We start from the raw sequence: 23829 nt of genomic DNA, 5'->3' as shown, positions 1-23829 counted from the left end.
TTCAACACCGCTCGCGCCCCTGCGTGATGACCTGCGTCATTCACAGCCTGCGATGCGGGATGTACGCCCCCGGACAGTCTTGCCTGCGGCAATCTGCCTTTCGGAGAATAAAACCACCTCAGGTTTTATTATTCGAATATATTTCCATCTATAACAGAAAAGAATACGTTTATTATCAGTTAAGTCAACGTATTATAGATACTATATTTATATTTATCGATACAAAATACGAATTCCTTTGTTATTTTGATCGAAATTACAATTTTAATCTATGAACATACGTTGAAATTCAAATATTGAATGAGACCTGTGCGTTTCAGGTCCGTGGGCGGACTTACAATCCCAGGGCGCGCGCGGCGATGGTGCGCTGGATGTCGGATGTTCCGGAGTAGAGCAGGCTTCCCACGGCATCGCGAAAGTCGCGCTCCACCTCCTGGTCGGCCATGTATCCGTAACCGCCGTGGATCACCACGGAGTTCTGGCAGGAGGCCACCCACGCCTCGCTCAGATACAGCTTGGCCAGCGCCGCCTCCATCGCCGCGTTTCCCTTGGTCTTCTTCAGCCAGGCGACCTTGTAGAGCAGCAGCCGGGACGTCTCGTGGCGCAGTTTCATGTCGACGATGCGGTTCGAAACCGACTGGAACTTGCCGATCGGTTTTCTGAATTGCGTGCGCTTGTTTGCATGGCGGATGCAGTCCTCCACCTGGTGCTCCATCGCGCCGACGAGATTGGCGAGGATCGAGGAGCGTTCCCACTCCATGGAATTGTTGAAGATCCGGCCGCCCTGGCCCTCCTTGCCGATCCTTGCGGTCGCCGGCACGCGGCAGTCCTCCAGCGTCAGCCAGGCCATGGGAGAGGTGCGAAGTCCCATTTTCTTGCGGTTCTCGCTGACGATCAGGCCGGGCGTGTCCCGCTCCACGACAAAGCCGGTCAGCCCGAGCGAGCCGGCGCTCTTGTCCACGGTGGCGAAGATCACGAAGACGTCGGCAACCGGCCCGTTGGTGCAGAAGACTTTCGCACCGTTCAGCACATAGTCGTCGCCGTCGCGGGTTGCGGTGGTCCCGAGCGCCATCACGTCCGACCCGGCTTCCGCTTCCGTGATGCCATGCGCGCCGATGAGCTCGCCCTTGATCAGGCCGCGCAGGTATTTGTCCTTCTGTGCGTCGGTTCCGAACTGCGCGATCGGCATCTGCACGGTCCACATTTGCCCGTTCATGCTGAACAGCAGTCCGTTGTCACGGCAGCCGTAGCCCAAAGCCTCCATCGCCAGAACCGTGGTGATGATGTCCTTTTCGCCCCCGCCATAGGTCTTGTCGAACGGCAGGCCGAGGATCCCGAAGTCGGCAATCTTCTTCCACAGCTCGCGGGACAGGATGCACTCGGCGTCCCGGTGTTTCAGGTCTCCCTCGTTCAGCTCCGTTTTCGCGAATTCAGCGACGGTTTCCTTGAAGGCGTCTTGTTCGGGAGAAAAGCTGAAATCCATTGGTCGCTCCTGTCGGCCTGGTGTCGTCGGGTCAAATGAGGGCTCCTGGTGGAGCAATTTTGAGGTGGGTTCGATGTCCTTTCTATTTCAGGTCTTCAAAAATTTATAAGATAAATTTGAATATAAATAATTATTATAAATACAAGATGCTTGAAAATGAAAATATATATTTTAATAGTGAACTATTATACGATCAATAATCGAATTTTTTCTGCATATCCGAAAATAGTATACGATTTTAGCCGGTGGTGAAGGGTCTAATAATTGTTATTATCGTCATACGAGTGACAAAATCATATTACGTGTATTATAAGAGTGGTTAGCACGAGAAACTAATTTGAAATGCAACTTTAATAATGCGTTCCACGTGAGTTCAAAAAGATATGTTTCATAGAAGAAAAAGACGTAGCTCGAATGAGAAGATCGGCCGTTGGTCGGCGATCCTGAAATAGAAGAAGGCAAGCAATGAATCTCCGGAGGCTAAAGTTTTTCGTAGCGGTAGCGGAAGAGTTGCATTTCGGCCGGGCGGCCGAACGGCTCTGCATGACGCAGCCGCCCTTGAGCCAGGCCATTCTTGCGTTGGAGGAGGAATTGTCGGTTACGCTGTTCAAGCGAACGAAGCGCAACGTCGCACTGACCCCTGTTGGCGAGCATCTCTTGTCGCATGTCACGAGACTGCTGGAGGATGTGGAGGCCCTGCCGGGGCTGGCGAAGCAACTGTCCAGAGGCGAGATCGGGAGTTTGAAGCTCGGCTTCGTGACCACGGCGGATTACAATCTCCTTCCCGACCTGATCAGCCACTACGGGGCGACCTATCCGGACGTGAAGGTGTCGCTGAAGGAAATGACCAGCGATCTTCAGATCGAGGCCTTGCTGCAGGGGGAGATCAACGCCGGACTGATCATTCCGCTGCATGCGACGCTCCATGCTTCGCTTGCCTATCTGCCGTTGTTGCGCGAGCCGCTCGTGGCGGCGGTGCCGGAGGAGTGGGTGCGTCGCGGGCGCATCGAACTGGCGCAGGGCCGGTTGCGCCTGAAGGATGTCGCGGAGGCCCCCCTGGTGCTGTTCCCGCGAAGAAGCGCGCCGGCCTTTCATGACATCATCACCACCTATTTCGTCACCAACGGGATCCAGCCGACGATCGGGCAGGAAGCGATACAGATGCAGACCATCATCAGCCTCGTGTCGGCCGGGATGGGTATCGCCCTCGTGCCGGGATCGCTGAAGCGTCTCGGCCGCGACGGTGTGGTCTACGTCGAGCTCGACGGGGAACCGCCGATGATCGAGACCGGGCTGGTCTGGCGCCGGGACGATCCGTCCCCGACCGTGACCCGGCTTGTCGAGATCTCGCAAACGATCGGCGAGCAGGGCGCCTCCGTGACCGGGGACACCGGCGGGCCCGGCACCGCGTTTGCGGAGCGTTCGGCCGCGAGAGGGGCCACGGCCGTGCTTTTGAACGGACACGGATAGGCAGCGGCCGGGCGACCAGGGTGTCGCCCGGCAGGATTTTTGATATGATTTTCGACCTAGTTCATGATGACAAATATATTTCTTAAATATGGGGCTGGGCGTTAGCTTTCTGAAATCTGTCGGTTTCTCAAATGCTTCTTCGGGACGAAGCGGGAAATGGTCAGTGGCATTGCGGTCCTGCTCAAGACAGGCGGGTTGGGTGCATTTTGCTGGATCCCAGCAGGTTTTCCCGGATTCGACGGCCGCCTGACGGCCTCGCGTCCGCGTCGCGGGCGCGGGCTGCCAATCCGATCCGGGCGAACCGCCCGGGCAGGCGAGGCGCGCAGGATCGCGATGTTCGACTGCGCGGTTGAAACCGTCCGTTCGGGGCGGATGTGGACGGTCGTCGCGCCGGGTGAGAGAAAAACAGTCCCGTCAAGGAGGATATCGGGTGCCATACAACGAGCGTTCGAAGACGATTTCGCAAGGAATCGAGCGTTCGCCGAACAGGGCCATGTTTTACGGCCTCGGCTATACGAAAGAAGATTTCGACAATCCCATGATTGGCGTTGCCAATGGTCACTCGACCATCACGCCATGCAATGCGGGCATTCAGCCGCTGGCCGATATCGCCGTTGCGGCGATCAAGGAAGCCGGTGCCAACCCGCAGATTTTTGGCGTTCCGACGATTTCCGACGGAATGGCGATGGGGACGGAAGGAATGAAGTATTCCCTGATTTCCCGGGAGGTGATTGCCGACTGCGTCGAAACGACGGTTCAGGGGCAATGGATGGACGGCGTGCTGGTGCTCGGCGGTTGCGACAAGAACAAGCCCGGCGGCATGATTGGCATTGTCCGGGCCAATGTTCCGGCGATCTACGTCTACGGCGGCACGATCAAGCCGGGCAAATGGAAAGGCGAGGATCTGTCCGTGATTTCCGCCTTCGAGGCGGTGGGCGCGATCAAGGCCGGGCGCATGAGCCAGGAGGACTTCGAGGGGATCGAGCGCAACGCTTGCCCGACAACGGGGGCCTGCGGCGGGATGTACACGGCCAATACCATGAGTTCGTCCTTCGAGGCGCTCGGCATGGCATTGTTCTATTCCTCGACGATGGCCAACATCGATCAGGAGAAAAAGGAGTCCACGGCGGAATCCGCGCGGGTCCTTGTCGAGGCCGTCAAGAAAGGCCTGAAGCCACGCGACATCGTCACGCGCAAGAGCGTGGAGAACGCCATTGCGCTGGTCATGGCAACCGGCGGCTCCACCAATGCCGTGCTGCATTATCTCGCGATCTGTCATGCCGCCGAGGTCGAGTGGAGCCTTGACGATTTCGAGCGGGTGCGCCGCAAGATTCCGGTCATTTGCGACCTCAAGCCCTCGGGCAAATACATGGCCGTCGATCTGCACAAGGCGGGCGGAATCCCGCAGGTGCTCAAGATCCTTCTCAACGCCGGCCTGTTGCACGGCGATTGCATGACGATCACCGGTCGGACCCTGGCGGAGGAACTGGAGAGCGTGCCGGACGCGCCGCCGGCAGATCAGGATGTCATCCGGCCGATCGACCAGGCGCTCTATTCCCAGGGGCATCTGGCGATCCTGCGCGGCAATCTGGCGCCGGAGGGGTCGGTTGCGAAGATCACCGGTCTCAAGTCGACGTCGATCACCGGCCCGGCTCGCGTCTTCGACGATGAGCAGTCGGCGATGGATGCCATCCAGTCGGACCAGATCCGGCCCGGCGATGTGCTGGTGTTGCGGTATCTCGGGCCGAAAGGCGGACCTGGAATGCCGGAGATGCTGGCTCCCACGTCTGCAATCATCGGACGCGGTCTGGGCGACAAGGTCGGGCTGATCACCGATGGCCGGTTTTCCGGCGGCTCCTGGGGCATGCTGGTCGGGCACGTGACCCCCGAGGCGTTCGACGGCGGGCCGATTGCGCTTGTTCACGAGGGCGACAGCATCACCATCGATGCGCCGACCCAACTCCTGCAGCTGAACGTCGATCAGGCGGAACTCGATCGGCGGGCCGCCGCCTGGCGGCAGCCGGAATCGCGTTACAAGTCAGGAGTCTTGAGCAAGTATTCTCAACTTGCGACATCGGCGAGCAAGGGGGCCGTGAGCGGATAGCGGGCGGGGGCTGCCCAGCGAAAACGACGACCGGGAGCGAGCCGGCTGCCGGTCGTCTTGTGCGTGGGATTTTGTTTCAAGGATTGCTCATCCCGCAAGAATGACTTGGGTGTCATCAAAAATAGAAAAATAGACTTAGACCGACCTGTGGTTGCTGAATAGGTTTTGAAGAGGCTGCACCTACAGCCGGTCTTTTAAACCTGGAGGGGCCCATGATCGACGCCGCGCCAACGTCTTGTCCCAGCACTGGTAAGACGTGTCGGAGTCGGGGCGTGGGGGGCCTCATGGATATCGCCTTCGACGCGGCGCGGACGCAATCGGTCACACCCCGCCTTCGCCGCGCACTGGTTGCCGGCCTTCTCGTCTCGCTCTTCGGACTGGTGTCGGCCACGCAGGCGGCCGACTACACGATGACCATCGCGCATCTCTATCCGGACGATCTCAAGAACAACGAGACGGCGCCGGCTCTGAAGCATTTCGAGCAACTGGTCGAAGCCGCCACAGACGGCGCGGTCGACGTCGAGGTGTTCGGCAACGGTGCGCTCGGCGGCGAGGTCGAGGTCGCCCAGCAGGCCCGCGCGGGCAAGACCATCCAGTCGGTCATGCTGGGGTCGGGAACGCAGGCGTCTTTCTATCGCAACTACGAGATGATCACGGCGCCGTTTCTTTTTCCCGATTATCGCACGGCCTGGGCCTTCTTCGATTCCGCCTGGTTTGCGGACTTCATGAAGCCGATGATTGGGGAAAGCGGCCTGCGCTACCTCGGAACGCTCGATGACGGCGGCGGGTTCGTCGCCTTCGCCAACAACAAGCGGCTGATCAAGACTGTCGAGGACCTCAAGGGAATGCGCATTCGCGTCGAGGAAAACCAGGCGCATATGACGATCATGACCGCGCTCGGCGCGTCCCCGACGACGCTGCCCTGGGGCGAGCTGCAGACCGGTCTGGCGACAGGGTTGGTTGACGGCCATTTTCATGCGCCGGGCGTCAACGACATTTTCAAGCTCTACGACGTCACCGATTACACGACGTGGAGCGGGCACGTTTACAACACGATCACGTGGAGCGTGAGCGAGGCGTGGTTCAAGGATCTGCCGCGCGAGTATCAGGAAATCATCGTCACCTCGGCCCGCGAGGCGATTGCCATGGCCCACGGCATCGCAACGCAGATCACCGTGATCGGCTGGGCGAATTCCTGCGAGAAGTTCGACGAATGCTATGTGCTTCCCGAGGCGGAGAAGGCGCGCATGCGCGACATCGCGCAGCCGATCTACCGTGACTGGCTTGTCGAGGAATTTGGTCCGAAGGCTGCGTTGTTCGACGAGATGCGCGCCGAAATCGACCGCATCCAGCAAAGCCAGCGTCGGGCCAGCATCGAAAGATATCTCGACTGACGCCCGGCATCGTCGTCTTCGCGTGTCGCGACACGTGCACAGCGACGTTTGAGCCATCGGGGTCCACGCCGGATACGACATCTTGTGGCCGGTCCCCGCGCGCCTGTTTTCGAGACCCCTGTCCCTTGCGCGATCCAAGGATCTTCTGGAAATGACCCTGAGACACCGTCTGCACCGGATAAGCGATGTCGCGAACAAGGCGACGATTGCCGTGTGTGCGGTTCTCCTGTTGCTGATGCTTTGTATCTCCGCCATCGGCGTGGCCCTGGAGGTCCTTGCCTCGTCGCTCTCCGCGGTCGGCGAGCGCGATCTGTTCGACGGCGGCGCGCTCGCATGGCTCTATGCCAACACCCGGCCCTCTGTCCTGCGATTGTTCCTGCCCTGGTTCGGGATGCTGAGTATCACCGTCGCCTTCAAATACGGCGAGCACATCGCGATCCTGGCCGCCTCGAAAGCGTTGCCGGACTGGGGGCGACGGATCGCCCAGGCGGTCAATCTCTTTGCTGTCGCTGTCTTTGCCGCGGCCCTCGTGTGGTACGGGGCGGAGTTTTTCATGGGCGCGACGCATCTCTTCATCGTGTCCGAAACGATCCAGGTTTCGCATCGCTGGACGGCCGCGTCCGTTCCCGTCGCCGGGTTCGTCTTGTGTCTCCATCTTGTCGATGGCGTCGCGCTGCTGGAGGACCGCGATCCCGGCATCGTTTTCGACGATGAGCTTGTCTCGGCGACGGAAGGGGGCATGGCGTGGGATGCGGGGGCCTATGCGTCGCCGGATGCCGCAACCGGCCGGGCGGATGTCCCGACCGACAAGCCGCTGGAGGCGACGCGATGAGCCCGACATTCGTCTTCGTCTTCTTGATGGTCATAGGCCTGCCGCTCGGCCTGGTCCTGACGGCGGCCGGCCTGGCGGGCGCGGTATCGATCGGCGGGCCGGAGTTTTTGAGCATCCTGCCGGATCGTTTCTATGCAGGCGTCTCCGGCTATGTGCTGATTGCCGTTCCCTATTTCATCATCACCGCCGAGATCATGAACCGTGCGGGGCTGACGGACCGGCTGATCTCCTTCGCCAGCAGCCTGTTCGGTCGCGTGCCGGGCGCCCTGTCGCACGTCAATGTTACCACCTGCCTGATGTTCGCGGGCCTCACCGGGGCGGCGGTCACCGAGACCGCTGCCATCGGACGCACGCTGATCCCCTCCATGCGGCGCGAGGGTTACAGCGCGTCCTATTGCGCCGCCGTAACGGCCTGTTCGGCGATGGTCGGCCCGATCATTCCGCCAAGCATCATCATGATTGCCTATGCCGCCACCCTGAGGGACATCTCGATCCTGGGCCTCTTCGCCGCGGGGATCCTGCCCGGCATCCTGATGGGCCTGGGCATGCTTTTCGTCAGCGGTGTCGTTTGCTGGCGGCGCGGCTACCGGGCGCACGGACCCGTCCGCTTCAATGTCATCTTGCGCGCGGGCACCGGCGCGCTTGCTGCGATGGGCATCCCGGTGGTGATCATCGTCGGCGTGCTCACCGGCCTGACGACCGTTACGGAAGCCTCGGTGATCGCCTGTATCTACGCGCTTGCGCTCGGCGGCCTTGCCTATGGCAAACTCTCCCGCCGCGACCTCTGGGAAGCGCTGGTGTCAACCGTCAGCTTCAGCGGCGTCGTGTTCCTTCTGCTTGGCGCGTCGAATGTGCTTGGCTGGTACGTGACGCGCTCCGGGATCGCCCGGCATGCGGCAGAGACGATCGCGACGATGAGCGACAATCCGCATGTCCAGATCCTGGCGGTCGCCGGACTTCTTGTCGTGATCGGCATGTTCATCGACGTGCTTCCCGCCATCATCATCGCCGTGCCCGTGCTGGCGCCGGCCCTGGTCGCGCTCGGCTTCGACCCGCTGCATGCCGGCATGGTGATGCTGCTTGCGTTGAACCTTGGAAACATCACGCCGCCCGTCGGCCTCACGCTGATGACCGCGGCGCGGATCGCGAACGCCCCCTATGAGGGCGCGGTCAAGGAAGCGGTGCCCTTCATCTGTGCGCACATCGTGATCGTCGTGCTTGCGGCGATTTTCCCCGCAATCACGCTGGCCGTTCCAAGAATGTTCGGCGTGGCCGGCTAGTCGGTTCGCCGGCCGCTGCCGCAGCGCCCGGGACCGGATTCAAGGATGGAATGAAGACCATGAGCCAATCGGTTGAACGACTGAATGCAGTAACGGCAAGGGTCGCCGCTGCCGAACAGGAGCGCCGGACGGGCGGGGACCCGGTCACGCTCGTCGCGGTGAGCAAGACCTGGAGCGCCGACGAGATCCGCCCCGTGATCGAGGCGGGCGCGCGTGTCTTCGGAGAAAACAAGGTGCAGGAGGCCAGGGACAAATGGCCGGGCCTGAAGGAGCAATATCCCGGTCTCGAGGTGCGTTTGCTCGGGCCGTTGCAGACCAACAAAGTGCGCGATGCCGTTGCGCTCTTCGACGTCATCGAGACGGTCGACCGGGAGAAGCTTGCCGCCGAGCTCGGCCGGGAAATCCGGAAACAGGGCCGGGCGCCGCGTCTCTACGTGCAGGTGAACACCGGGCGCGAACCGCAAAAGGCCGGCATCGATCCGGACGAGGCGGTCGCCTTTGTCGCGCGCTGCCGGGAGGTGCACGGTCTGGAGGTCGAGGGCCTGATGTGCATTCCGCCCGCCGGCGAGGATCCGGCGCCGCATTTCGACCTGCTCGCCCGGCTGACGGATGAAGCCGGCCTTTCGCGCCGCTCGATGGGCATGTCCGGCGACTACGAGACGGCCATTCGCCACGGCGCCAGCAGCGTGCGTGTCGGGGCCGCGATTTTCGGAAGCCGCACCTACGCCTGACCTTTATCGTTTTGGGGTTCATTGCCATGAACATGCATCACAAGCTCAACTACACCGTGACCCACAGTTTCGACGGCCTCGATATCTCGGACGCGGAACGCCGGCGTCTCCTGGATATTGCCAGTTGGAACGGTCATGTGCCGACCTTTACCCGCCGCGGACGTGGCGCCTGGGAGCAGCTGAACGAGCCGGTGGCGTTGAAGAGCGATCCTTCGGTCACCTTTCAGGCGGCAAAACTCAAGGGCGTCGGCCTGTGGAACCCGATCCTTCCTGGCGATGCGGAATACTCCAACAAGCTGCATGACGACGCGAGCAACGATCCGGTCCCCCCGCTCACGGATCTGCTGGAGTATCTGGTCACCTACCCGCATTTCGGCATTTCCAACGAGGCCGAGTACAAGTTCGCCTATTCCTCGCCGAGCCCGATCGGGGGCATCGTGCATGAGCGTGCGCACCGCGAATACTGGTCGTCGGAGCGGCTGATCAAGCACGGCGTGCCGAGCATCGCGCCGCTGGCGGTGATCGAATACGACGAGAGCCTGCGCTTTCAGGACCAGCCGATGGGCGCGGTGATCACGCTGTCGCCTGGATCCGCCTCCTACCGGATTTCGGAAATTTTGTTCGGTGCCGGGCTGGTGCGCGGCACGGATCCCGCATTCGACGTCCATTACGACGGCATTCGCGAGAGCCTGGGCGTGGAAGGCGATCCGGACGACGAACGCGTGCGGCTCGAGGTTATCCGGAAGCTCGCGCGCGAGGCCGGCAAGCTCTTGCATGATTTCTCGCTGACCGGAATGTACCGCTACTCCGGGGACTGGGGGAATTTCGTCTATTCGGTGGAGAGCAAACAGCTTTTCCTGATCGATCTGGACAGCGTGCAGGACATCGGTCACCTGCCGGCGCCGGCGAAGGCGATGCAGGCGTGGCGCGATCTCGTCAGCGCAATCTACCGCATGGTCGGCAAGTTCGGTTACCCGACGGCGCTCGACAAATACACGCTGGAAAACCTGCTGGAATTCGACCCGATCGCCGCCAAGATCAGCGGCTATTTCCCCGACATTCCAGAGGAGGAAATCCGTCCGCTGTCGCGCCGGCTCTGGGGCTATTTCATTCCCCATCTCTTCCTTTTGAAGAAGCACCGCGACGCCATCCGCAACGATTGGGATGGCGACCGCCGCAAGAGCTACAAGATGGATCACGACCTCTTCTACATCCTGGCGATGACGACGCTGCGTCCGCTTTTCGCGCGCTCGCTGGTCGGAGAGAAATACCCGCATTCGATCACCGAGAAGGAGATGTGGGCGAAGGCCGAACGGTTCCTCGGCGAGCGCTACGAATACTTCGCCTACCTGATGCGCCAACCGGCGCTTTGACAACGCATCTGTCCCGCTTTTCGTTTGCGCCGCAGGAGGGCATTATGGCCAGCACCGTTCCGCAGTTGCTAGAAGACGCCGAGGCCCTGCGCACGAGCGCCATCGCCGTGACCTGCGGCACGGCCTCAATGACCCACGGCGAGCTGATGTCCGAAAGCAACCGGATCGCCAACGCCCTGCGCGCAAACGGTGTCAGGCGGGGCGACAGGGTCGGTGTCTATCTCGACAAGTCCATCGTTTCCCTCGCCAGCCTGATCGCCATCATGAAGGCGGATGCCGTTTGCGTGCCGCTCGATCCGACGGGGCCGGTGGCGCGCCTGGCCTTCATCGTTGCCGACTGCGGCATTCGCGTCCTGATCGCCGGCGGCAACAAGCAGGGACGTCTTGAGAGCTTCCTTGCGCAAGGGGGCACGCTGGAGACCGTTGTGGTGGCCGGCGACAAGCCGCTGGAACTGGACGACCGGCGCGTCGCCGTCGTTTCTTCCGCGCAGGTTGCGCAAATGCCCGGCACCGCCCCCGGGCGAACCGCGCTCGAGACGGATCTGGCTTATATACTCTACACGTCGGGGTCCACCGGCCGGCCCAAGGGGGTGATGATCACCCACCGCAACATTGTCGCCTTCGTGGAATGGGCGGTGCGGCAGTTCGATGTCGGACCGGCGGACCGGGTGTCGTCGCACGCCCCGTTTCACTTCGACCTGTCGCTGTTCGATCTCTACGCCACCCTGTCGCGCGGAGGGACCGTGTGTCTGGTGCCGCAGGGGATCGGCTTTCTCGGGGTCGATCTGGTGAAGTTCATCGCCGACAGCCGTGTCACGATCTGGCAGTCGGTGCCTTCGGTCCTGATGATCATCGAGAAGCATATCAAGGAGCGGCAGCGGGGGCTGGAGATGTTGCGGGTCATCTTCTTCGCCGGCGAACCCTATCCGCCTCCGGCATTGCGCGAGCTCATGACGAAGATCCCGGCGGCGCGGTATTTCAACATCTACGGCGCCACGGAAATCAACGATGTGACGTGTCATGCGATCGAGCGTCTTCCCGACGACGCCCCGCTGCCGATCGGCAGGCCATGCAGCCATGCGGATCTGTTGGTTCTCGACGAGCACGATCGCGCGCTGACGGCTGCGGGCAGTATCGGGGAACTTTGTGCCCGTGGACCGACACTCGCCCGGGGGTACTGGGGCGATCCTGATATGACGGAACGGAAATTCGTGCAGAATCCGTTGCATCGGGATTTCGACGACCCGGTGTATCGCAGTGGCGACCTGGTCGAAATCCGCAGGGACGGGGCGCTGGCTTACGTCGGGCGTCGGGACTCCCAAGTGAAGATCCGTGGCTACCGGATCAATCTGCGCGAGGTCGAGGAGGCGATTTCAAGTCATCCGGACGTCGCCGAAGCCGCCGTGATCGACCGGGTCGGCGAGGACGGGACAAGCTTCCTCGCCGCCGTCATTGCAACGGCGGGCGGCGCCGACGTGCCCCTGCGCGCGCTCAAGCGACACGTCACGGAGCGCTTGCCCAACTATATGGCGCCTGAAACGCTGGAGATCGTGTCGGCATTGCCGAAGACCTCGACCGGCAAGCTCGACCGGCAGGCGCTCAAGGGTCAAGTGACCCGTGAGCAGCTTTCCGGAGCCGCAACGTCATAGGGGCGGCGGGCCCAAGCCGGCGCGCGGGGACAGCCGGATGGTGGCGTGGGATATACCGCCGCGCTTCACCAGGTCACCGGTTTGAGGAATTGGAGGCCTCGCCTGGATTCGAACCAGGATGTAGGGAGTTGCAATCCCTTGCGTCGCCATTCCGCCACGAGGCCTCAAAAAAATCTGAAAGTCATGACTTCCGCATGGCTTTCGATGGCGATGTTTCATTCAGGTTATCGGGTTGTTGGTCTGTTTCAATGTCTGTATTCGGATTTGTTGATAGTATTGGCCTTTGGAATTTTGATATTATGAATAAAATGATTTTTGATTTTGGAAGTCATATCGGGAGGTGTGCCGTATACTTCATTTCTTCAAGGATGACTGTGCTCTGGATTTCATGAAGCCCTGGGAGCATGACAAGCTTGTCCCGCAGAAGCGTTTGAAAGTGATCCATGTCGCGCACGACCACGCGCAGGTTGAAATCGAATTCGCCGAGCATGAGCTGGACCACCTGAACCTCGGGGATCCGCATTGCCGCTTCCTGAAAAACGGAAATCGACTGGCGGCCGTGACCCGACAGTTTGATGCGAACGAGGATCGTGGCATCGAAGCCCAGCTTCCGACGGTCCAGCAGTACGGACCGGCCGGTGATGACACCGTCCTCCTGCATCCTGTTGATCCGTCGCGAACAGGGCGACTGGGACAGGCCGACGCGTTCGGCGACCTCCGAGACGGAGAGGGATCCGTCCAGTTGCAGCACCCGGAGAATCTTGAGGTCGGTTTCGTCGAGCGGTTGCATGTAAAAACTCCAGATCGTTACCATTGCGCGAGAAATATGCGTGTCAGCGTATACGCGCGGCTCAAAAAGGCAAGAATAGCTAAAAGGGTGGCGATATATTCCGGTCATCGAACGGATTTCATGTTTCCGGGAGGGGATCAAATGGGATCGTGCATTACGGGGTGGGCGCATACAGTGTTCGGAAAGTCCGATGCTGATTCCTCTGAGATTTTGATTGCCGATGTCGTCAAAAATTGCTTGGAGCATGCCCAAACGGAAGCGGAAGACATAGACGCGATTTTCGTTGGTGCGTTCAACAACGGGTTTTCCAAGCAGGATTTTCAGGCATCTCTCGTCGCTCTCGCGGAGCCGGCCTTGCGTTTCACACCGGCGACGCGCGTTGAAAACGCCTGCGCGACCGGCTCCGCGGCGCTTCACGCCGGGTTGCGCCAGATCGAAAGCGGTCGGGCCCGGCGCGTTCTCGTCGTCGGGGTGGAGAAGATGACGGCGACGCCGACCGCGGAGGTTGGCGACATTCTTCTGGGGGCATCCTACCGGCGGGAGGAGGCGGATATCGACGGCGGGTTCGCCGGTGTCTTTGCAAACATCGCCCAGGCCTACTTTCAGGAATATGGCGACTGCCGTGAGAGCCTCGCGCGGATTGCGGCCAAGAACCATGAAAACGGTGTCCGCAACCCCTACGCCCATATGCGCAAGGATTTCGGGTTCGCGTTCTGCAATACGGTTTCGGAGAAAAATCCGGTCGTTGCGGGGCCGCTCCGGCGCACCGACTGTTCGCTCATTTCCGACGGTGCGGCCGCGGTCGTGCTGTCGGACCTGGACGTGGCGCTTACATCCGATCCGCGCGCGATCTATTTCCGGGCGGCCGAGCATATCAACGACTTCCTGCCGTTGAGCCGCCGGTCCCGCACCGCGTTCGAAGGGGCCGCGCGGGCCTGGGCGAAGGCCTATGACACTGCCGGAATTTCGGTTGAAGACCTGTCCTTCGTGGAAACCCACGATTGTTTTACCATTGCAGAGCTGATGGAATACGAAGCGATGGGACTGGCGTCGCCGGGGCAGGGGCGTCGCGTCATCGACGAAGGGGTCTCGTCCCGGGATGGCCGTCTCCCCGTCAATCCCTCGGGCGGATTGAAATCCAAGGGCCACCCGATCGGGGCCACGGGCGTCTCCCAGCACGTCATGGCGGCGATGCAACTTGCCGGGGATGCCGGCGACATGCAGTTGGATGACGCCCGGCTTGCCGGCGTGTTCAATATGGGGGGCGCAGCCGTTGCGAACTATGTTTCCGTTCTGGAGCGCGTGAAATGAGCGTGTCGGGACGTGCACGGCTGTCGAACCGGGTCATGAACCTTGGCGATCTCCTGACCGAGGCGGCTCGCCGCTTTCCGGCGCGTCCCGCGGTGATCCATGGCGATCGCACCTGGAGCTGGGCGGAGATGAACGCCCGTGTCGACGGGTTCGCCAATTCGCTGGCGAAACTCGGCATCGGCCCTGGCGACAAGGTGATCATTCACGCGCGCAACTCGCACGAGATGTTCGAAACGATGTTTGCGGTGTTCAAGCTCGGTGCCGTCTGGGTGCCGACAAACTTCCGCATCCTGCCATCCGATGTCGCACATATCGCGGAAGCCTCCGGTGCGCGTGCGATCATCTACGATGCCGAATTCGCGGATCAGGCCGATGCGGCCCGCGACGCGGGCGCCGATCTCGTCATCTGTTTCGACAAACCGCGCGACGGAGAGCAAAGCCACGCGGATCTCGTGCGGGCCGGTCACGGCGCCGATTTCAACGCGGCCCCCGTCGACCGGGATGACCCGTGCTGGTTTTTCTTCACCTCCGGAAGCACCGGCAAGCCGAAGGCGGCGGTGCTCAGCCACGGCCAGATGGCCTTCGTCATCAACAATCACCTGGCCGACCTGATGCCCGGGATGACGGAAAACGATGTGTCGCTGGTGGTCGCTCCCTTGTCGCATGGCGCCGGCATTCATCAGCTTATCCAGGTCGCGCGTGCGGTTCCCAGCGTGTTGACAACCGCACGCAGCCTCGACGCATCCGAAGTGTTTCGTCTGATCGAGACGCATCAGGTCACCAATATCTTCACCGTCCCGAGCATTCTCACCGCGCTGGTGAGCGACCCTGCCGTTGACAGGCATGATCACGCATCGCTGCGCTATGTGATCTATGCGGGCGCGCCGATGCTGCGCGAGCACCAGAAGGCGGCCCTTGGCAAGCTGGGCCCGTGTCTTGTGCAGTATTTCGGGCTGGGGGAGGTCACCGGCAATATCACGGTGCTGCCGCCGCGGCTGCATGCGCTTCAAGACGGCCCCGGCGTGCGGATCGGCACCTGCGGGGTCACCCGCACGGGCATGCAGATCGAAATCCAGGACGACGCCGGACAGGCGTTGCCGCCCTTCGAAAACGGGGAAATCTGCGTGATCGGGCCGGCCGTGTTCAACGGCTATTACCGCAATCGCGCAGCCAACGAGGCCGCCTTTCGCGACGGGTGGTTTCGCACCGGCGACATCGGACACTTCGACGACGCGGGATATCTCTACATCACGGGCCGCGCCTCGGACATGTTCATTTCCGGCGGATCGAACATCTATCCGCTGGAGATCGAGGACAAGCTCGTCGCCTGCCCCTCGGTGGTCGAGGCCTGTGTGGTGGGGATGGAGGACGAAAAATGGGGGGAGGTCGGCGTCGCGGCGCTCGTTCTCGCGCCTGGGGCGGACCTCGATGTCGCGGCCTTGAAGACGGCCCTGTCCGGAAGTCTGGCCGGCTACAAGATCCCGAAACGCTTCGAGGTCTTCGATGCCCTGCCGAAGTCGGGATACGGGAAGGTCACCAAGGCGCTCGTGCGTGAGGCCCTCCGCCGCCGGATGGCGGACAACGCCGGCACGACCACGCGGGAGGCCGCACAGTGAGTCCGGAGCAGGTGGTCTGGGAATCGTCCCGGCTGTTGCGGCACCCGGGGCCGGTGGCGCGCGAACGGTTTTCGATCCTGTCCGACACCGCTTCCGAAACGGCGCGGGTGCGTCTTGCCGGCGGACAAACCCTGGTCGGCGCGCTCGATAAGGCCGTGCGGCGGATCTGCAACGGGGAGGTCCGCGCTGCGGCGGTCACCCTGATTGGCGGCACGTTGGAGCCTTGCGTCTATTGTCTTGCCGCGCCGGATGCGACCCGGCGCACGGTCGCGACCTACACGCCGATGCGCGACGTCGGGCGTGTCCGGGTGCTGGGTGGGTCGGCGACCCTTGGCATCGCGCTTTCCGGCGATCCGATGGTCCATTGCCATGCCTGGTTCGTGGAACCGGAACTCGGCCGCGTCGGCGGCGGTCACCTCGACACATGCGCGACGCACATCGGCGCGGACGGCCTGGTCGTGCGCATCGATGTCCTTGGCGGTCTGATGATCCGTCAGGTGGAGGACGCGGAAACCAATCATGCGATTTTTTCGCCCGTCGGCCATTCGGAGGCGCGCGCATGAGCCTGCAAGCAGATATCGAAACGGGCACAACCGGCCGGATCATCTATGCCCGTGTCCGGCCCAACGAGGACCTCGTGCAGGGGATCGAGAAGATCTGTTTGCAGGAGGGGGTCAGCCGCTGTTTCGTGCGCGGAAGTCTCGGCAGTCTTAACGATGCATGTGTGAGCCTGTCCGACGAAACCCTTCAGGTGCTTCGCGGTCCGGCGGTCGAGGTCGTTGGCATGTCCGGCGAGGTTCGTCCGGATGCGGACGGCAATCCGGTCGCCGCAGTCACCGGCGTCCTTGCGGAACCGGGCGGTCGGATTTGCGGCGGACGGTTCATTCGCGGGCAGAACCCGGTTTGCGTGACCTTTGAGATCGTGCTTGAGGAATGGCTTGTCGCAGACACTGCGACGGGAGCGGCAGGCGCATGAGCATGACGAGCGCGCTTGCTGATCGCACCTATATCATCACCGGAGGTGCGTCGGGCATCGGACTGGCGACGGCTGCGTGGATTCTGGATGCCGGCGGGAATGTCGCTCTCATCGATGTGGATGCGGACCGCGTGGCTGGCGCACGCGAGGCTTTGGCGGATGCACAGTCGCGGGTCGTCGCGCTTGCTGCGGATGTCTGCGACGAGGTGGCTGTAAGAGCCGCATTCTCGCAAACCTGCGACCATTTCGACCGGCCGTTGTCGGGTCTCGTCAACTCGGCGGGCATCGCCCGCAATCTTCATTCGCTCGACACAAGCGCCCAGACGATGCGCGATGTGCTCGACGTCAATGTCGTCGGCAGTTTCGTTCCCTGCCAGGCGTTTGCCGGGGCTTGGCGCGCGCCGGAGGCGGCCATTGTCAACCTGGCCTCTGTTTCCGGCATGATCGGCAACACGGGTCGCGCCGCCTACGGCGCTTCTAAGGGCGCGGTGATCGCCCTGACAAAGGTGCTGGCGACGGAGTTCGCGCCGATGGGCATTCGTGTCAATGCCGTCTCGCCCGGCCCCGTTCGCACACCGATGGTCGCCGGGCTGCACACCGAGGATTTCGCGGCGCTATGGACGGCGCGGATTCCGCTTCGGCGCTATGGGGAGCCCGGAGAACTGGCCGAGGCAATCGGCTTTTTGGTTTCACCGTCCGCAAGCTACGTCACCGGCGAAGTGCTGGCGGTGGATGGAGGGTATCTGTCGGCCGGTGTCGACGCCACCGACAGAACCTGACTTGTTTCCAAGGGAGGAAAGAAAATGAACTCGACGAAAGCTACCCTGACCCTCGCGACCGCCGCGGCAGCCCTGCTTTGGGCCTCTTCCGCGTCCGTCGCCAGGGACCTGGAAATGACAAGCGTCTATCCGGGATCCTTTCCGATCATCGGCGATATCGGCAAGGACATCGGGCGGCGGATCTCTGTCCTGACCGACGGCGATCTGAACCTCGTCTTCAACGAACCGGGCGCGCTTGTTCCGGCTCCGGAAGCCTGGGACGCGGTGTCCACCGGCGCCGTCGATGCGGCGTGGTACTCGCCGGGCTTCGCGCAGGGGATCATTCCCTCTGCCGCAATGTTCACCTCGGTGCCTTTCGGTCCGGAAGCGCCTGAGTATCTCGCCTGGTATTACCGTGGCGGCGGCGAGGAGATCTGGGAGGAAATCACCGCCAAGCATGGCATCAAGAGCGTGTTGTGCTCGACCCTTCCGCCGGAAGCGTCCGGCTGGTTCCGCGAACCGGTCAATTCGGTCGAGGAGCTGAAGGGCATGAAGATGCGCTTCTTCGGCCTCGGTGCCCGGGTGATGGAGAAGCTCGGCGTGTCCGCCCAAACCCTTCCCGTCGGCGACACGGTTCCCGCGCTCGAACTCGGGACGATCGATGCGGCTGAAATATCGATGCCGGCGCTGGATCTGAAACTGGGCATGCAGGCCTACGCCAAGCATTACTATTTCCCCGGCTGGCACCAGCAGACCTCGCTGTTTGCGCTGTTGATCAACCGTGATGTCTGGGATGGACTGAGCGAACGCAACAAGCTGGCGATCAACGAAGTTTGCCGGTCGGCCGTGACGGAATCTATTGCCTGGGGCGAGGCCATTCAGTTCGAGGCCCTGCAGGAGCTGACTGAAGCCGGCGTGACCCTGCACAAGTGGTCGCCGGAAATTCTCGCCGCGATGGAAGATGCCTGGGGCGAGGTGGTCGAGGAACTCTCCGCCGATGCGGACTTTGCCAAGGTGTGGAAGTCCTATTCCGACTTCCGCTCCGCGCATGAGCAGTGGCGGACCCTCGGCTACATGCGCTGAGGTTTGCGCCGCGCCGGGCCGTTCGGTCCCGGTGCGGCGGCGCCGCCGCCGGCTGGAGTCTGCTGGCCTCGACACAAGCCGATCCTTTTTCTGGTCGGCGGCGTGACCGTCTCGCGCGGGCGTGCATTGCGTCCGCATCCAAACATTTCGGAAAGCGCGTTCACATGACTTCACTGGCACGGCTTTTTGCCGCCTTGCCGCGTGCGGGGCACGCATTCGGCGGCTGGTTGCTTCTGCTGCTTGCGCTCGTCATCGGATACGACGTGGTCGGGCGTAAATTCTACAACACCGGCTCCATTCGCTTGCAGGATCTGCAATGGCATCTGCATGGCGCAGCGATGATGCTGGGGTTTGGCGCGGCCTATCTGCGTGACGCCCATGTGCGCGTCGATCTGTTTCGCGAAAACTTCGCCGACCGGACGAAAATCCGGCTCGAGATCTTCGGCATTGTGGCGTTCCTGATCCCCTATGTGGCAGCCCTTGCGTGGTTCTCCATCGATTATGCCATGCGCGCCTTCATGTCGGGCGAAGGGTCCGTCGGCGGCGCAGGACTGCCCAATCGCTGGATCATAAAGTCGTTTTTGTTCATTGGCTTCTCGCTGGTCATTCTGTCCGCCGTTTCCGTCCTGTTGCGATGCATTGCGTATCTGGGGCGAAAGGACGGTTCCGGATGGCCATTTGCCGGTGACGCCTGAGCGACCGCCCGTCTCCTTTTGCCCTTCATTACAAGGAACCTGCGAAAATGCTCGTAGACCTTTTGCCGGCGCTCATGTTCGTCACGCTGGTCTTGTTCATATTCTCCGGTCTTCCGGTCGCGGTCGTGCTGGGCGGCGTTTCGCTGTTCTTCGCGCTTCTCGGCCTTGCGCTTGGAGAGATCCGGCTTGCGCACTTGCCCCTGGTGGTCAATCGTATTTTCAGCGGTATTGTCGCCAACCCGGTGATGGTCGCCGTCCCCATGTTCGTTTTGATGGGGACGCTTCTGGAAAAAAGCGGGATTGCGGAGGATCTGCTCGACGGATTGCAGATCCTGATGCGTCGCGTGCCGGGGGGGCTTGCGATTGCAGTGACCATGATGGGCACCATCCTCGCGGCCTCGACCGGCATCATCGGCGCGTCCGTCGCCATGCTGACGTTGCTTGCGCTGCCGATGATGTTGCGCTCCGGCTATGCGCCGTCGCTTGCCACCGGCACGATTGCGGCGTCGGGGACGCTTGGCATCCTGATCCCGCCATCGATCATGCTTGTGATCATGGGCGACCTGCTGACGATTTCCGTCGGCAAGCTCTTCATGGCGGCCCTTGTGCCCGGTTTGATGCTGTCCGTTCTGTATTTGCTCTATATCGTGACGGCCAGTTTCCTCAAGCCGCAACTGGCACCGCGCGCCTCGACTCCGCTCACGGCGGAGGAAAGGCGGCTGCTTTGGGTCAAGCTCGGTGGCGGACTGGTCCCCCCGTCGCTGCTGATCGGGCTGGTGCTCGGGTCGATCCTCGGCGGCTGGGCCACACCGACGGAAGCGAGCGGCGTCGGTGCGCTCGGTGCGCTGGTACTTGCCCTCGTGCGCAGGCGCCTCGATTTCAAGGCATTGAACGATGTGCTGTCGCGCTCGCTCGACACCGTCTCGATGATCTTCTTTATCTTTGTCGGGGCGACGGCCTTTTCCTATCTTTTTCGCCGGTTTGGCGGCGAGCATTTCGTGTTGTCGCTCGTCGATCAGACCGCCCTTGGACCCTGGGGGGTGCTGGCGGTTCTGATGCTGCTGATTTTCCTGCTCGGGTTCTTCTTCGACTGGATCGAGATCACGCTGATCATCCTGCCGATTTTCGCGCCGATCGTCGGCGCTCTCGATTTCGGCACCCATGTCGCCCCGCGCGATGCGGTCTACTGGTTCGCGATCCTGGTGGCGCTCAACCTCCAGACAAGTTTCCTGACACCGCCCTTCGGATTCGCGTTGTTTTACCTCAAGGGCACGGCGCGCAAGCTGGTGACCCTGAAGCAGATCTACCGCGGCATCGTTCCTTTCGTTCTCCTGCAGGGGCTGGCACTCGGACTGGTCCTGGCGTTTCCGAAAGTGGCGCTGTGGTTGCCGAACCTCCTGTTCGACTGAACCTCGGCCACAGGGGCTCCCCGCCTGGCCGGTGCCCGACAGACGGGTGCCGGCCATTTTTTTAAGCGTCGGCAGGTGGCACACGAAGAAAAGGCCCGGTCGTGCGACCGGGCCTTTCGCCTTGAAGCGCGGTTTTGCCTGCTAGATGTGAAGGGCGTGGCCGAGGGCCGCGAGACAGGCTTCCTGCAAGCCTTCGCTCTGGGTCGGATGGGCGTGGATCACGGCGCCGAGATCATCGGTGCGCGCGCCCATTTCAATCGCGATGGCGAAGGCGGCGGACAGTTCGGATACCCCGGTTCCGACAGCCTGCAGCCCGACGATCAGCCCGTCGGACTTTCGCGCGACAACGCGTACGAACCCGTCCTCGGCCTCCATCGACATGGCCCGGCCGTTGGCGCTGAAGGGAAACTGTCCGGTCGAAACGTCCAGTCCGGCGCTTTTGGCATCTTCCGGCGCGAGGCCACAGGTGACGATTTCCGGATCCGTGAAGCAGACCGCCGGGATGCAGCGCTTGTCCCAGGACCGGCGGTGTCCGGCGACGATTTCCGCCACCATCTCGCCCTGGGCCATGGCGCGATGCGCGAGCATCGGCTCTCCCGTGACATCGCCGATGGCGAAGACGCCGTTCATCGAAGTGCGGCAGCTGTCGTCGACGCGCAGGAACGGGCCGTCGGTTGCCAACCCAAGGCTTGCGATATTTGCGCTGTCGGAGCGCGGACGCCTGCCGACGGTCACGAGAATGCGGTCGGCGGGAAGGACTTTGTCTTCGCCTTCCGGGGTTTCCACTGCAAGGCCGTCTCCGTTCTCGCCCTTGGCCTTCGTCGAAAGATGAACCTCGATGCCGAGCGCATGCAGGTTCTTCATGACCGGTCGGGTGAGGGCGCTGTCGTATTGCGGCAGGATACGGCCCTCCGCCTCGACGATGGACACCTTTGCCCCGAGTTTGGCGAAGGCGATGCCGATTTCCAGACCGATGTAGCCCGCGCCGACGATGCAAAGGCGTTCCGGCATCTTCGTCAGCGCAAGCGCCTCGCTGGAGGAAATGACCTTTCCTCCAAACGGCAGGAACGGGAGTTCCACCGGTTCCGACCCTGTCGCGATCACGACCGTTTGCGCGCGGATCTGCACCGTGCTGTCGCCGGTGGTCACTTTCACGGTCTTGCCGTCGAGAAAGGTGGCACGGCCGGTGACGAGCCGCGTTCCGGCCTTTTTCAGCAGTCCGGCGACCCCGGCGTTTAGACGGCTGACGATGCCGTCCTTCCAGGCAATTGTCTGGGCCATGTCGATCGTCGGGTTTTCCGTGCGAATGCCGAGCGGCGAGCGCCCGTTGTAATGCGTCAGCTTGTGGAATTCCTCGGCCGCGTGGATCAGCGCCTTGGAGGGGATGCAGCCAACGTTCAAACAGGTGCCGCCAGGTTTCTGGTCGTCGACGACGATGGCGTCGATACCGAGCTGTCCGGCGCGGATGCCGCAGATATAGCCGCCGGGACCGGCACCGATGATCAGCAGTTTGCAGGTCAGATCGCTCATCGCCTCACTCCTCGACAAACATCAGCGCAGGGGTTTCCAGCAGCTTCTTGAGTTTCTGGACGAAGACGGCAGCGTCCCAGCCGTCGATCACGCGGTGATCGAACGAGCAGGAGACGTTCATCATCTTGCGTGGCCGGAAATCCTCGCCATCCCACATCGGGCGGACGGCCATTTTGTTGATGCCGACGATGGCGACCTCCGGGTGATTGATGATCGGTGTCGTCGCCAACGCGCCGAGCGGACCGAGCGAGGTGATCGTGATGGTCGAACCGCTCAGTTCCTCGCGGGTCGCCTTGCCGGTCCGGGCCGCTTCGGCGAGGCGCGTCAGCTCTGCGGCGTTTTCCCAAAGGCTTGCTGCTTCTGCGTGGCGGGCGACCGGCACGGTTAGGCCGGCGGGCGTTTGCGCCGCGATGCCGATGTGGACGGCATCCGACTGGTGGATCACGCCGGCCTCGTCATCGTAACGCGCGTTCATCTCCGGCTGGGCCGCCACGGCGTTGACGATGGCGCGCATCACGAACGGGAGAATGGTGAGCTTGCCGCGTTCGGTGCCATGTTCGGAATTCAGTGTGGCGCGCAGCTCCTCCAGCGCGGTCATGTCGATTTCCTCGACGATGGTGATATGCGGGATGCGGTCCCAGGACTGGGCCATCTTTTCCGCGATCTTGCGTCGCATCCCGACCACCTTGACCTCGCGCATGCCGGTCGCGGGCAGGCGTCCCCCGCCACCGCGCCCGGTGACCGGGCCGTGTTCGAGATAGGCGTCGAGATCCTCGTGCAGGATCCGTCCCGCCGGACCCGACCCGCCGACGAGCCGCAGGTCGATGCCCGCATCCTGCGCGCGCCGTCGCACGGCCGGCGAGGCGAGCGGTCTTTCCCCTTTCGCCAGCGGTTCCCGGCGTACGGTGCTTCCGTTCTTCGGCTTGTCGGTGGGCGCCGCAGAGGGAGCCGGAGCCGGCGCCGGAGCGGATGTGTCTACCTTCGCGGGCGTTTCGGCGGCTTCTTCCGAGGGGGCCTCGGAGCCGGTAACGTCTTCCTTTTTCCCGGATGCCGCTTGCGGCTCGGGCGCTTTCGCGGGCGCGGCGGTATCGTTGCCCTGGCCCTCGACCTCGATCTGTATGAACTTGTCGCCGATGGCGATGACATCGCCAGGTTCGCCGCACAACCAGACCACCTTTCCGGCAACGGTCGAGGGCACCTCGACGGCGGCCTTGTCGGTCATCACCGTGCCGAGAACGTCGTCCTCCGCGACTTCGTCGCCGACGGCGACCTGCCATTCGGTGAGCTCCGCTTCCGCGATGCCTTCGCCGACGTCGGGCAGGGTAATCGTGTAAAGGCCCATGTT

General features: G+C 62.2%; 20 protein-coding genes and 1 tRNA gene. 16 read left to right on the top strand and 5 right to left on the bottom strand.

Features of this window, described 5'->3' with window-relative positions; genetic code table 11:
• Positions 1 to 334: 334 nt before the first annotated feature.
• Complete coding sequence (locus tag G572_RS0117590; RefSeq protein WP_029059595.1) at positions 335 to 1483, bottom strand: acyl-CoA dehydrogenase family protein; 1149 nt, start codon at positions 1481 to 1483, stop codon at positions 335 to 337.
• Positions 1484 to 1948: 465 nt separating this feature from the next.
• Here G572_RS0117590 and G572_RS24535 point away from each other — a divergent pair, with 465 nt between their 5' ends.
• The 8 genes from G572_RS24535 (at position 1949) to G572_RS24525 (ending at position 12316) form a co-directional block, all read left to right on the top strand.
• Positions 1949 to 2953, top strand: a complete 1005-nt coding sequence (locus G572_RS24535) for a LysR family transcriptional regulator (RefSeq protein WP_051242683.1) — start codon at positions 1949 to 1951, stop codon at positions 2951 to 2953.
• Positions 2954 to 3383: 430 nt separating this feature from the next.
• The gene (gene ilvD / locus G572_RS0117580) at positions 3384 to 5057 is read left to right on the top strand and encodes a dihydroxy-acid dehydratase (RefSeq protein WP_029059594.1); all 1674 of its coding nucleotides are present in this window, start codon (positions 3384 to 3386) and stop codon (positions 5055 to 5057) included.
• 284 nt (positions 5058 to 5341) lie between these two features.
• Complete coding sequence (gene dctP / locus G572_RS0117575; protein ID WP_084650313.1) at positions 5342 to 6451, top strand: TRAP transporter substrate-binding protein DctP; 1110 nt, start codon at positions 5342 to 5344, stop codon at positions 6449 to 6451.
• Between the two features lie 151 nt (positions 6452 to 6602).
• Complete coding sequence (locus G572_RS24530) at positions 6603 to 7283, top strand: TRAP transporter small permease (RefSeq protein WP_156884714.1); 681 nt, start codon at positions 6603 to 6605, stop codon at positions 7281 to 7283.
• Positions 7280 to 8563 carry a TRAP transporter large permease gene (locus G572_RS0117565; protein ID WP_029059592.1) on the top strand — a complete coding sequence of 428 codons (1284 nt, stop codon included), beginning with the start codon at positions 7280 to 7282 and terminating at the stop codon, positions 8561 to 8563. The genes G572_RS24530 and G572_RS0117565 overlap by 4 nt, the downstream gene beginning before the upstream one ends.
• 59 nt (positions 8564 to 8622) lie before the next feature.
• Positions 8623 to 9294: a YggS family pyridoxal phosphate-dependent enzyme gene (locus G572_RS0117560; protein ID WP_029059591.1), complete on the top strand. Its 672-nt coding sequence runs from the start codon at positions 8623 to 8625 to the stop codon at positions 9292 to 9294.
• Between the two features lie 26 nt (positions 9295 to 9320).
• Positions 9321 to 10667: a protein kinase family protein gene (locus tag G572_RS0117555; RefSeq protein ID WP_029059590.1), complete on the top strand. Its 1347-nt coding sequence runs from the start codon at positions 9321 to 9323 to the stop codon at positions 10665 to 10667.
• Positions 10668 to 10711: 44 nt separating this feature from the next.
• Positions 10712 to 12316: an amino acid adenylation domain-containing protein gene (locus G572_RS24525; protein WP_037547589.1), complete on the top strand. Its 1605-nt coding sequence runs from the start codon at positions 10712 to 10714 to the stop codon at positions 12314 to 12316.
• Positions 12317 to 12406: 90 nt separating this feature from the next.
• Here G572_RS24525 and G572_RS0117545 read toward each other — a convergent pair.
• Positions 12407 to 12480: transfer RNA gene (locus G572_RS0117545), tRNA-Cys, on the bottom strand.
• Positions 12481 to 12644: 164 nt separating this feature from the next.
• Positions 12645 to 13106: an Lrp/AsnC family transcriptional regulator gene (locus G572_RS26850; RefSeq protein WP_029059589.1), complete on the bottom strand. Its 462-nt coding sequence runs from the start codon at positions 13104 to 13106 to the stop codon at positions 12645 to 12647.
• A gap of 141 nt (positions 13107 to 13247) precedes the next feature.
• Here G572_RS26850 and G572_RS0117535 point away from each other — a divergent pair, with 141 nt between their 5' ends.
• The 8 genes from G572_RS0117535 to G572_RS0117500 all read left to right on the top strand — a co-directional run bounded on the left by G572_RS0117535 (position 13248) and on the right by G572_RS0117500 (position 20954).
• A complete protein-coding gene (locus tag G572_RS0117535; RefSeq protein WP_029059588.1) occupies positions 13248 to 14417 on the top strand; it encodes an acetyl-CoA acetyltransferase in 1170 nt (389 codons plus the stop codon).
• Positions 14414 to 16033, top strand: a complete 1620-nt coding sequence (locus G572_RS0117530; protein ID WP_029059587.1) for an acyl-CoA synthetase — start codon at positions 14414 to 14416, stop codon at positions 16031 to 16033. Before G572_RS0117535 ends, G572_RS0117530 begins: the two co-directional genes overlap by 4 nt.
• A complete protein-coding gene (locus tag G572_RS0117525) occupies positions 16030 to 16596 on the top strand; it encodes a PCC domain-containing protein (RefSeq protein ID WP_029059586.1) in 567 nt (188 codons plus the stop codon). Before G572_RS0117530 ends, G572_RS0117525 begins: the two co-directional genes overlap by 4 nt.
• Positions 16593 to 17009: a PCC domain-containing protein gene (locus tag G572_RS0117520; RefSeq protein WP_029059585.1), complete on the top strand. Its 417-nt coding sequence runs from the start codon at positions 16593 to 16595 to the stop codon at positions 17007 to 17009. Before G572_RS0117525 ends, G572_RS0117520 begins: the two co-directional genes overlap by 4 nt.
• Positions 17006 to 17788 carry an SDR family NAD(P)-dependent oxidoreductase gene (locus G572_RS0117515; protein ID WP_245566253.1) on the top strand — a complete coding sequence of 261 codons (783 nt, stop codon included), beginning with the start codon at positions 17006 to 17008 and terminating at the stop codon, positions 17786 to 17788. Before G572_RS0117520 ends, G572_RS0117515 begins: the two co-directional genes overlap by 4 nt.
• A gap of 24 nt (positions 17789 to 17812) precedes the next feature.
• The gene (locus G572_RS0117510) at positions 17813 to 18850 is read left to right on the top strand and encodes a TRAP transporter substrate-binding protein (protein WP_029059583.1); all 1038 of its coding nucleotides are present in this window, start codon (positions 17813 to 17815) and stop codon (positions 18848 to 18850) included.
• A gap of 164 nt (positions 18851 to 19014) precedes the next feature.
• On the top strand, positions 19015 to 19545 hold the full coding sequence (locus tag G572_RS24520) for a TRAP transporter small permease subunit (protein ID WP_029059582.1): 531 nt from the start codon (positions 19015 to 19017) through the stop codon (positions 19543 to 19545).
• A 47-nt stretch (positions 19546 to 19592) separates the two neighbouring features.
• Entirely contained in the window at positions 19593 to 20954 is a 1362-nt protein-coding gene (locus G572_RS0117500; RefSeq protein ID WP_029059581.1) for a TRAP transporter large permease, read from the top strand.
• 141 nt (positions 20955 to 21095) lie between these two features.
• Here G572_RS0117500 and lpdA read toward each other — a convergent pair whose 3' ends face one another.
• Positions 21096 to 22484, bottom strand: a complete 1389-nt coding sequence (gene lpdA / locus G572_RS0117495; protein ID WP_029059580.1) for a dihydrolipoyl dehydrogenase — start codon at positions 22482 to 22484, stop codon at positions 21096 to 21098.
• Positions 22485 to 22488: 4 nt separating this feature from the next.
• Positions 22489 to 23826, bottom strand: coding sequence for a dihydrolipoamide acetyltransferase family protein (locus G572_RS0117490; RefSeq protein ID WP_029059579.1), 1338 nt, complete (start codon positions 23824 to 23826; stop codon positions 22489 to 22491).
• Positions 23827 to 23829 lie beyond the last annotated feature (3 nt).

Origin of the sequence: Stappia stellulata DSM 5886 (assembly GCF_000423705.1) — a bacterium.
GTDB lineage: Bacteria > Pseudomonadota > Alphaproteobacteria > Rhizobiales > Stappiaceae > Stappia > Stappia stellulata.
Note: the sequence above shows the minus strand (reverse complement) of the source record. Positions and strands in the feature narration are given on the sequence as shown.

Excerpts from the sequence above, each read along its gene's own strand:
- G572_RS0117520 (WP_029059585.1), top strand. The coding sequence starts at position 16,593 with ATGAGCCTGCAAGCAGATATCGAAACGGGCACAACCGGCCGGATCATC.
- G572_RS0117490 (WP_029059579.1), bottom strand. The coding sequence starts at position 23,826 with ATGGGCCTTTACACGATTACCCTGCCCGACGTCGGCGAAGGCATCGCG.
- G572_RS0117515 (WP_245566253.1), top strand. The coding sequence starts at position 17,006 with ATGAGCATGACGAGCGCGCTTGCTGATCGCACCTATATCATCACCGGA.
- G572_RS0117565 (WP_029059592.1), top strand. The coding sequence starts at position 7,280 with ATGAGCCCGACATTCGTCTTCGTCTTCTTGATGGTCATAGGCCTGCCG.
- G572_RS26850 (WP_029059589.1), bottom strand. The coding sequence starts at position 13,106 with ATGCAACCGCTCGACGAAACCGACCTCAAGATTCTCCGGGTGCTGCAA.
- G572_RS24520 (WP_029059582.1), top strand. The coding sequence starts at position 19,015 with ATGACTTCACTGGCACGGCTTTTTGCCGCCTTGCCGCGTGCGGGGCAC.
- G572_RS0117500 (WP_029059581.1), top strand. The coding sequence starts at position 19,593 with ATGCTCGTAGACCTTTTGCCGGCGCTCATGTTCGTCACGCTGGTCTTG.
- G572_RS24535 (WP_051242683.1), top strand. The coding sequence starts at position 1,949 with ATGAATCTCCGGAGGCTAAAGTTTTTCGTAGCGGTAGCGGAAGAGTTG.
- lpdA (WP_029059580.1), bottom strand. The coding sequence starts at position 22,484 with ATGAGCGATCTGACCTGCAAACTGCTGATCATCGGTGCCGGTCCCGGC.
- G572_RS0117535 (WP_029059588.1), top strand. The coding sequence starts at position 13,248 with ATGGGATCGTGCATTACGGGGTGGGCGCATACAGTGTTCGGAAAGTCC.
- dctP (WP_084650313.1), top strand. The coding sequence starts at position 5,342 with ATGGATATCGCCTTCGACGCGGCGCGGACGCAATCGGTCACACCCCGC.
- G572_RS0117555 (WP_029059590.1), top strand. The coding sequence starts at position 9,321 with ATGAACATGCATCACAAGCTCAACTACACCGTGACCCACAGTTTCGAC.
- G572_RS0117560 (WP_029059591.1), top strand. The coding sequence starts at position 8,623 with ATGAGCCAATCGGTTGAACGACTGAATGCAGTAACGGCAAGGGTCGCC.
- G572_RS0117590 (WP_029059595.1), bottom strand. The coding sequence starts at position 1,483 with ATGGATTTCAGCTTTTCTCCCGAACAAGACGCCTTCAAGGAAACCGTC.
- G572_RS0117530 (WP_029059587.1), top strand. The coding sequence starts at position 14,414 with ATGAGCGTGTCGGGACGTGCACGGCTGTCGAACCGGGTCATGAACCTT.
- G572_RS0117510 (WP_029059583.1), top strand. The coding sequence starts at position 17,813 with ATGAACTCGACGAAAGCTACCCTGACCCTCGCGACCGCCGCGGCAGCC.
- G572_RS24530 (WP_156884714.1), top strand. The coding sequence starts at position 6,603 with ATGACCCTGAGACACCGTCTGCACCGGATAAGCGATGTCGCGAACAAG.
- G572_RS24525 (WP_037547589.1), top strand. The coding sequence starts at position 10,712 with ATGGCCAGCACCGTTCCGCAGTTGCTAGAAGACGCCGAGGCCCTGCGC.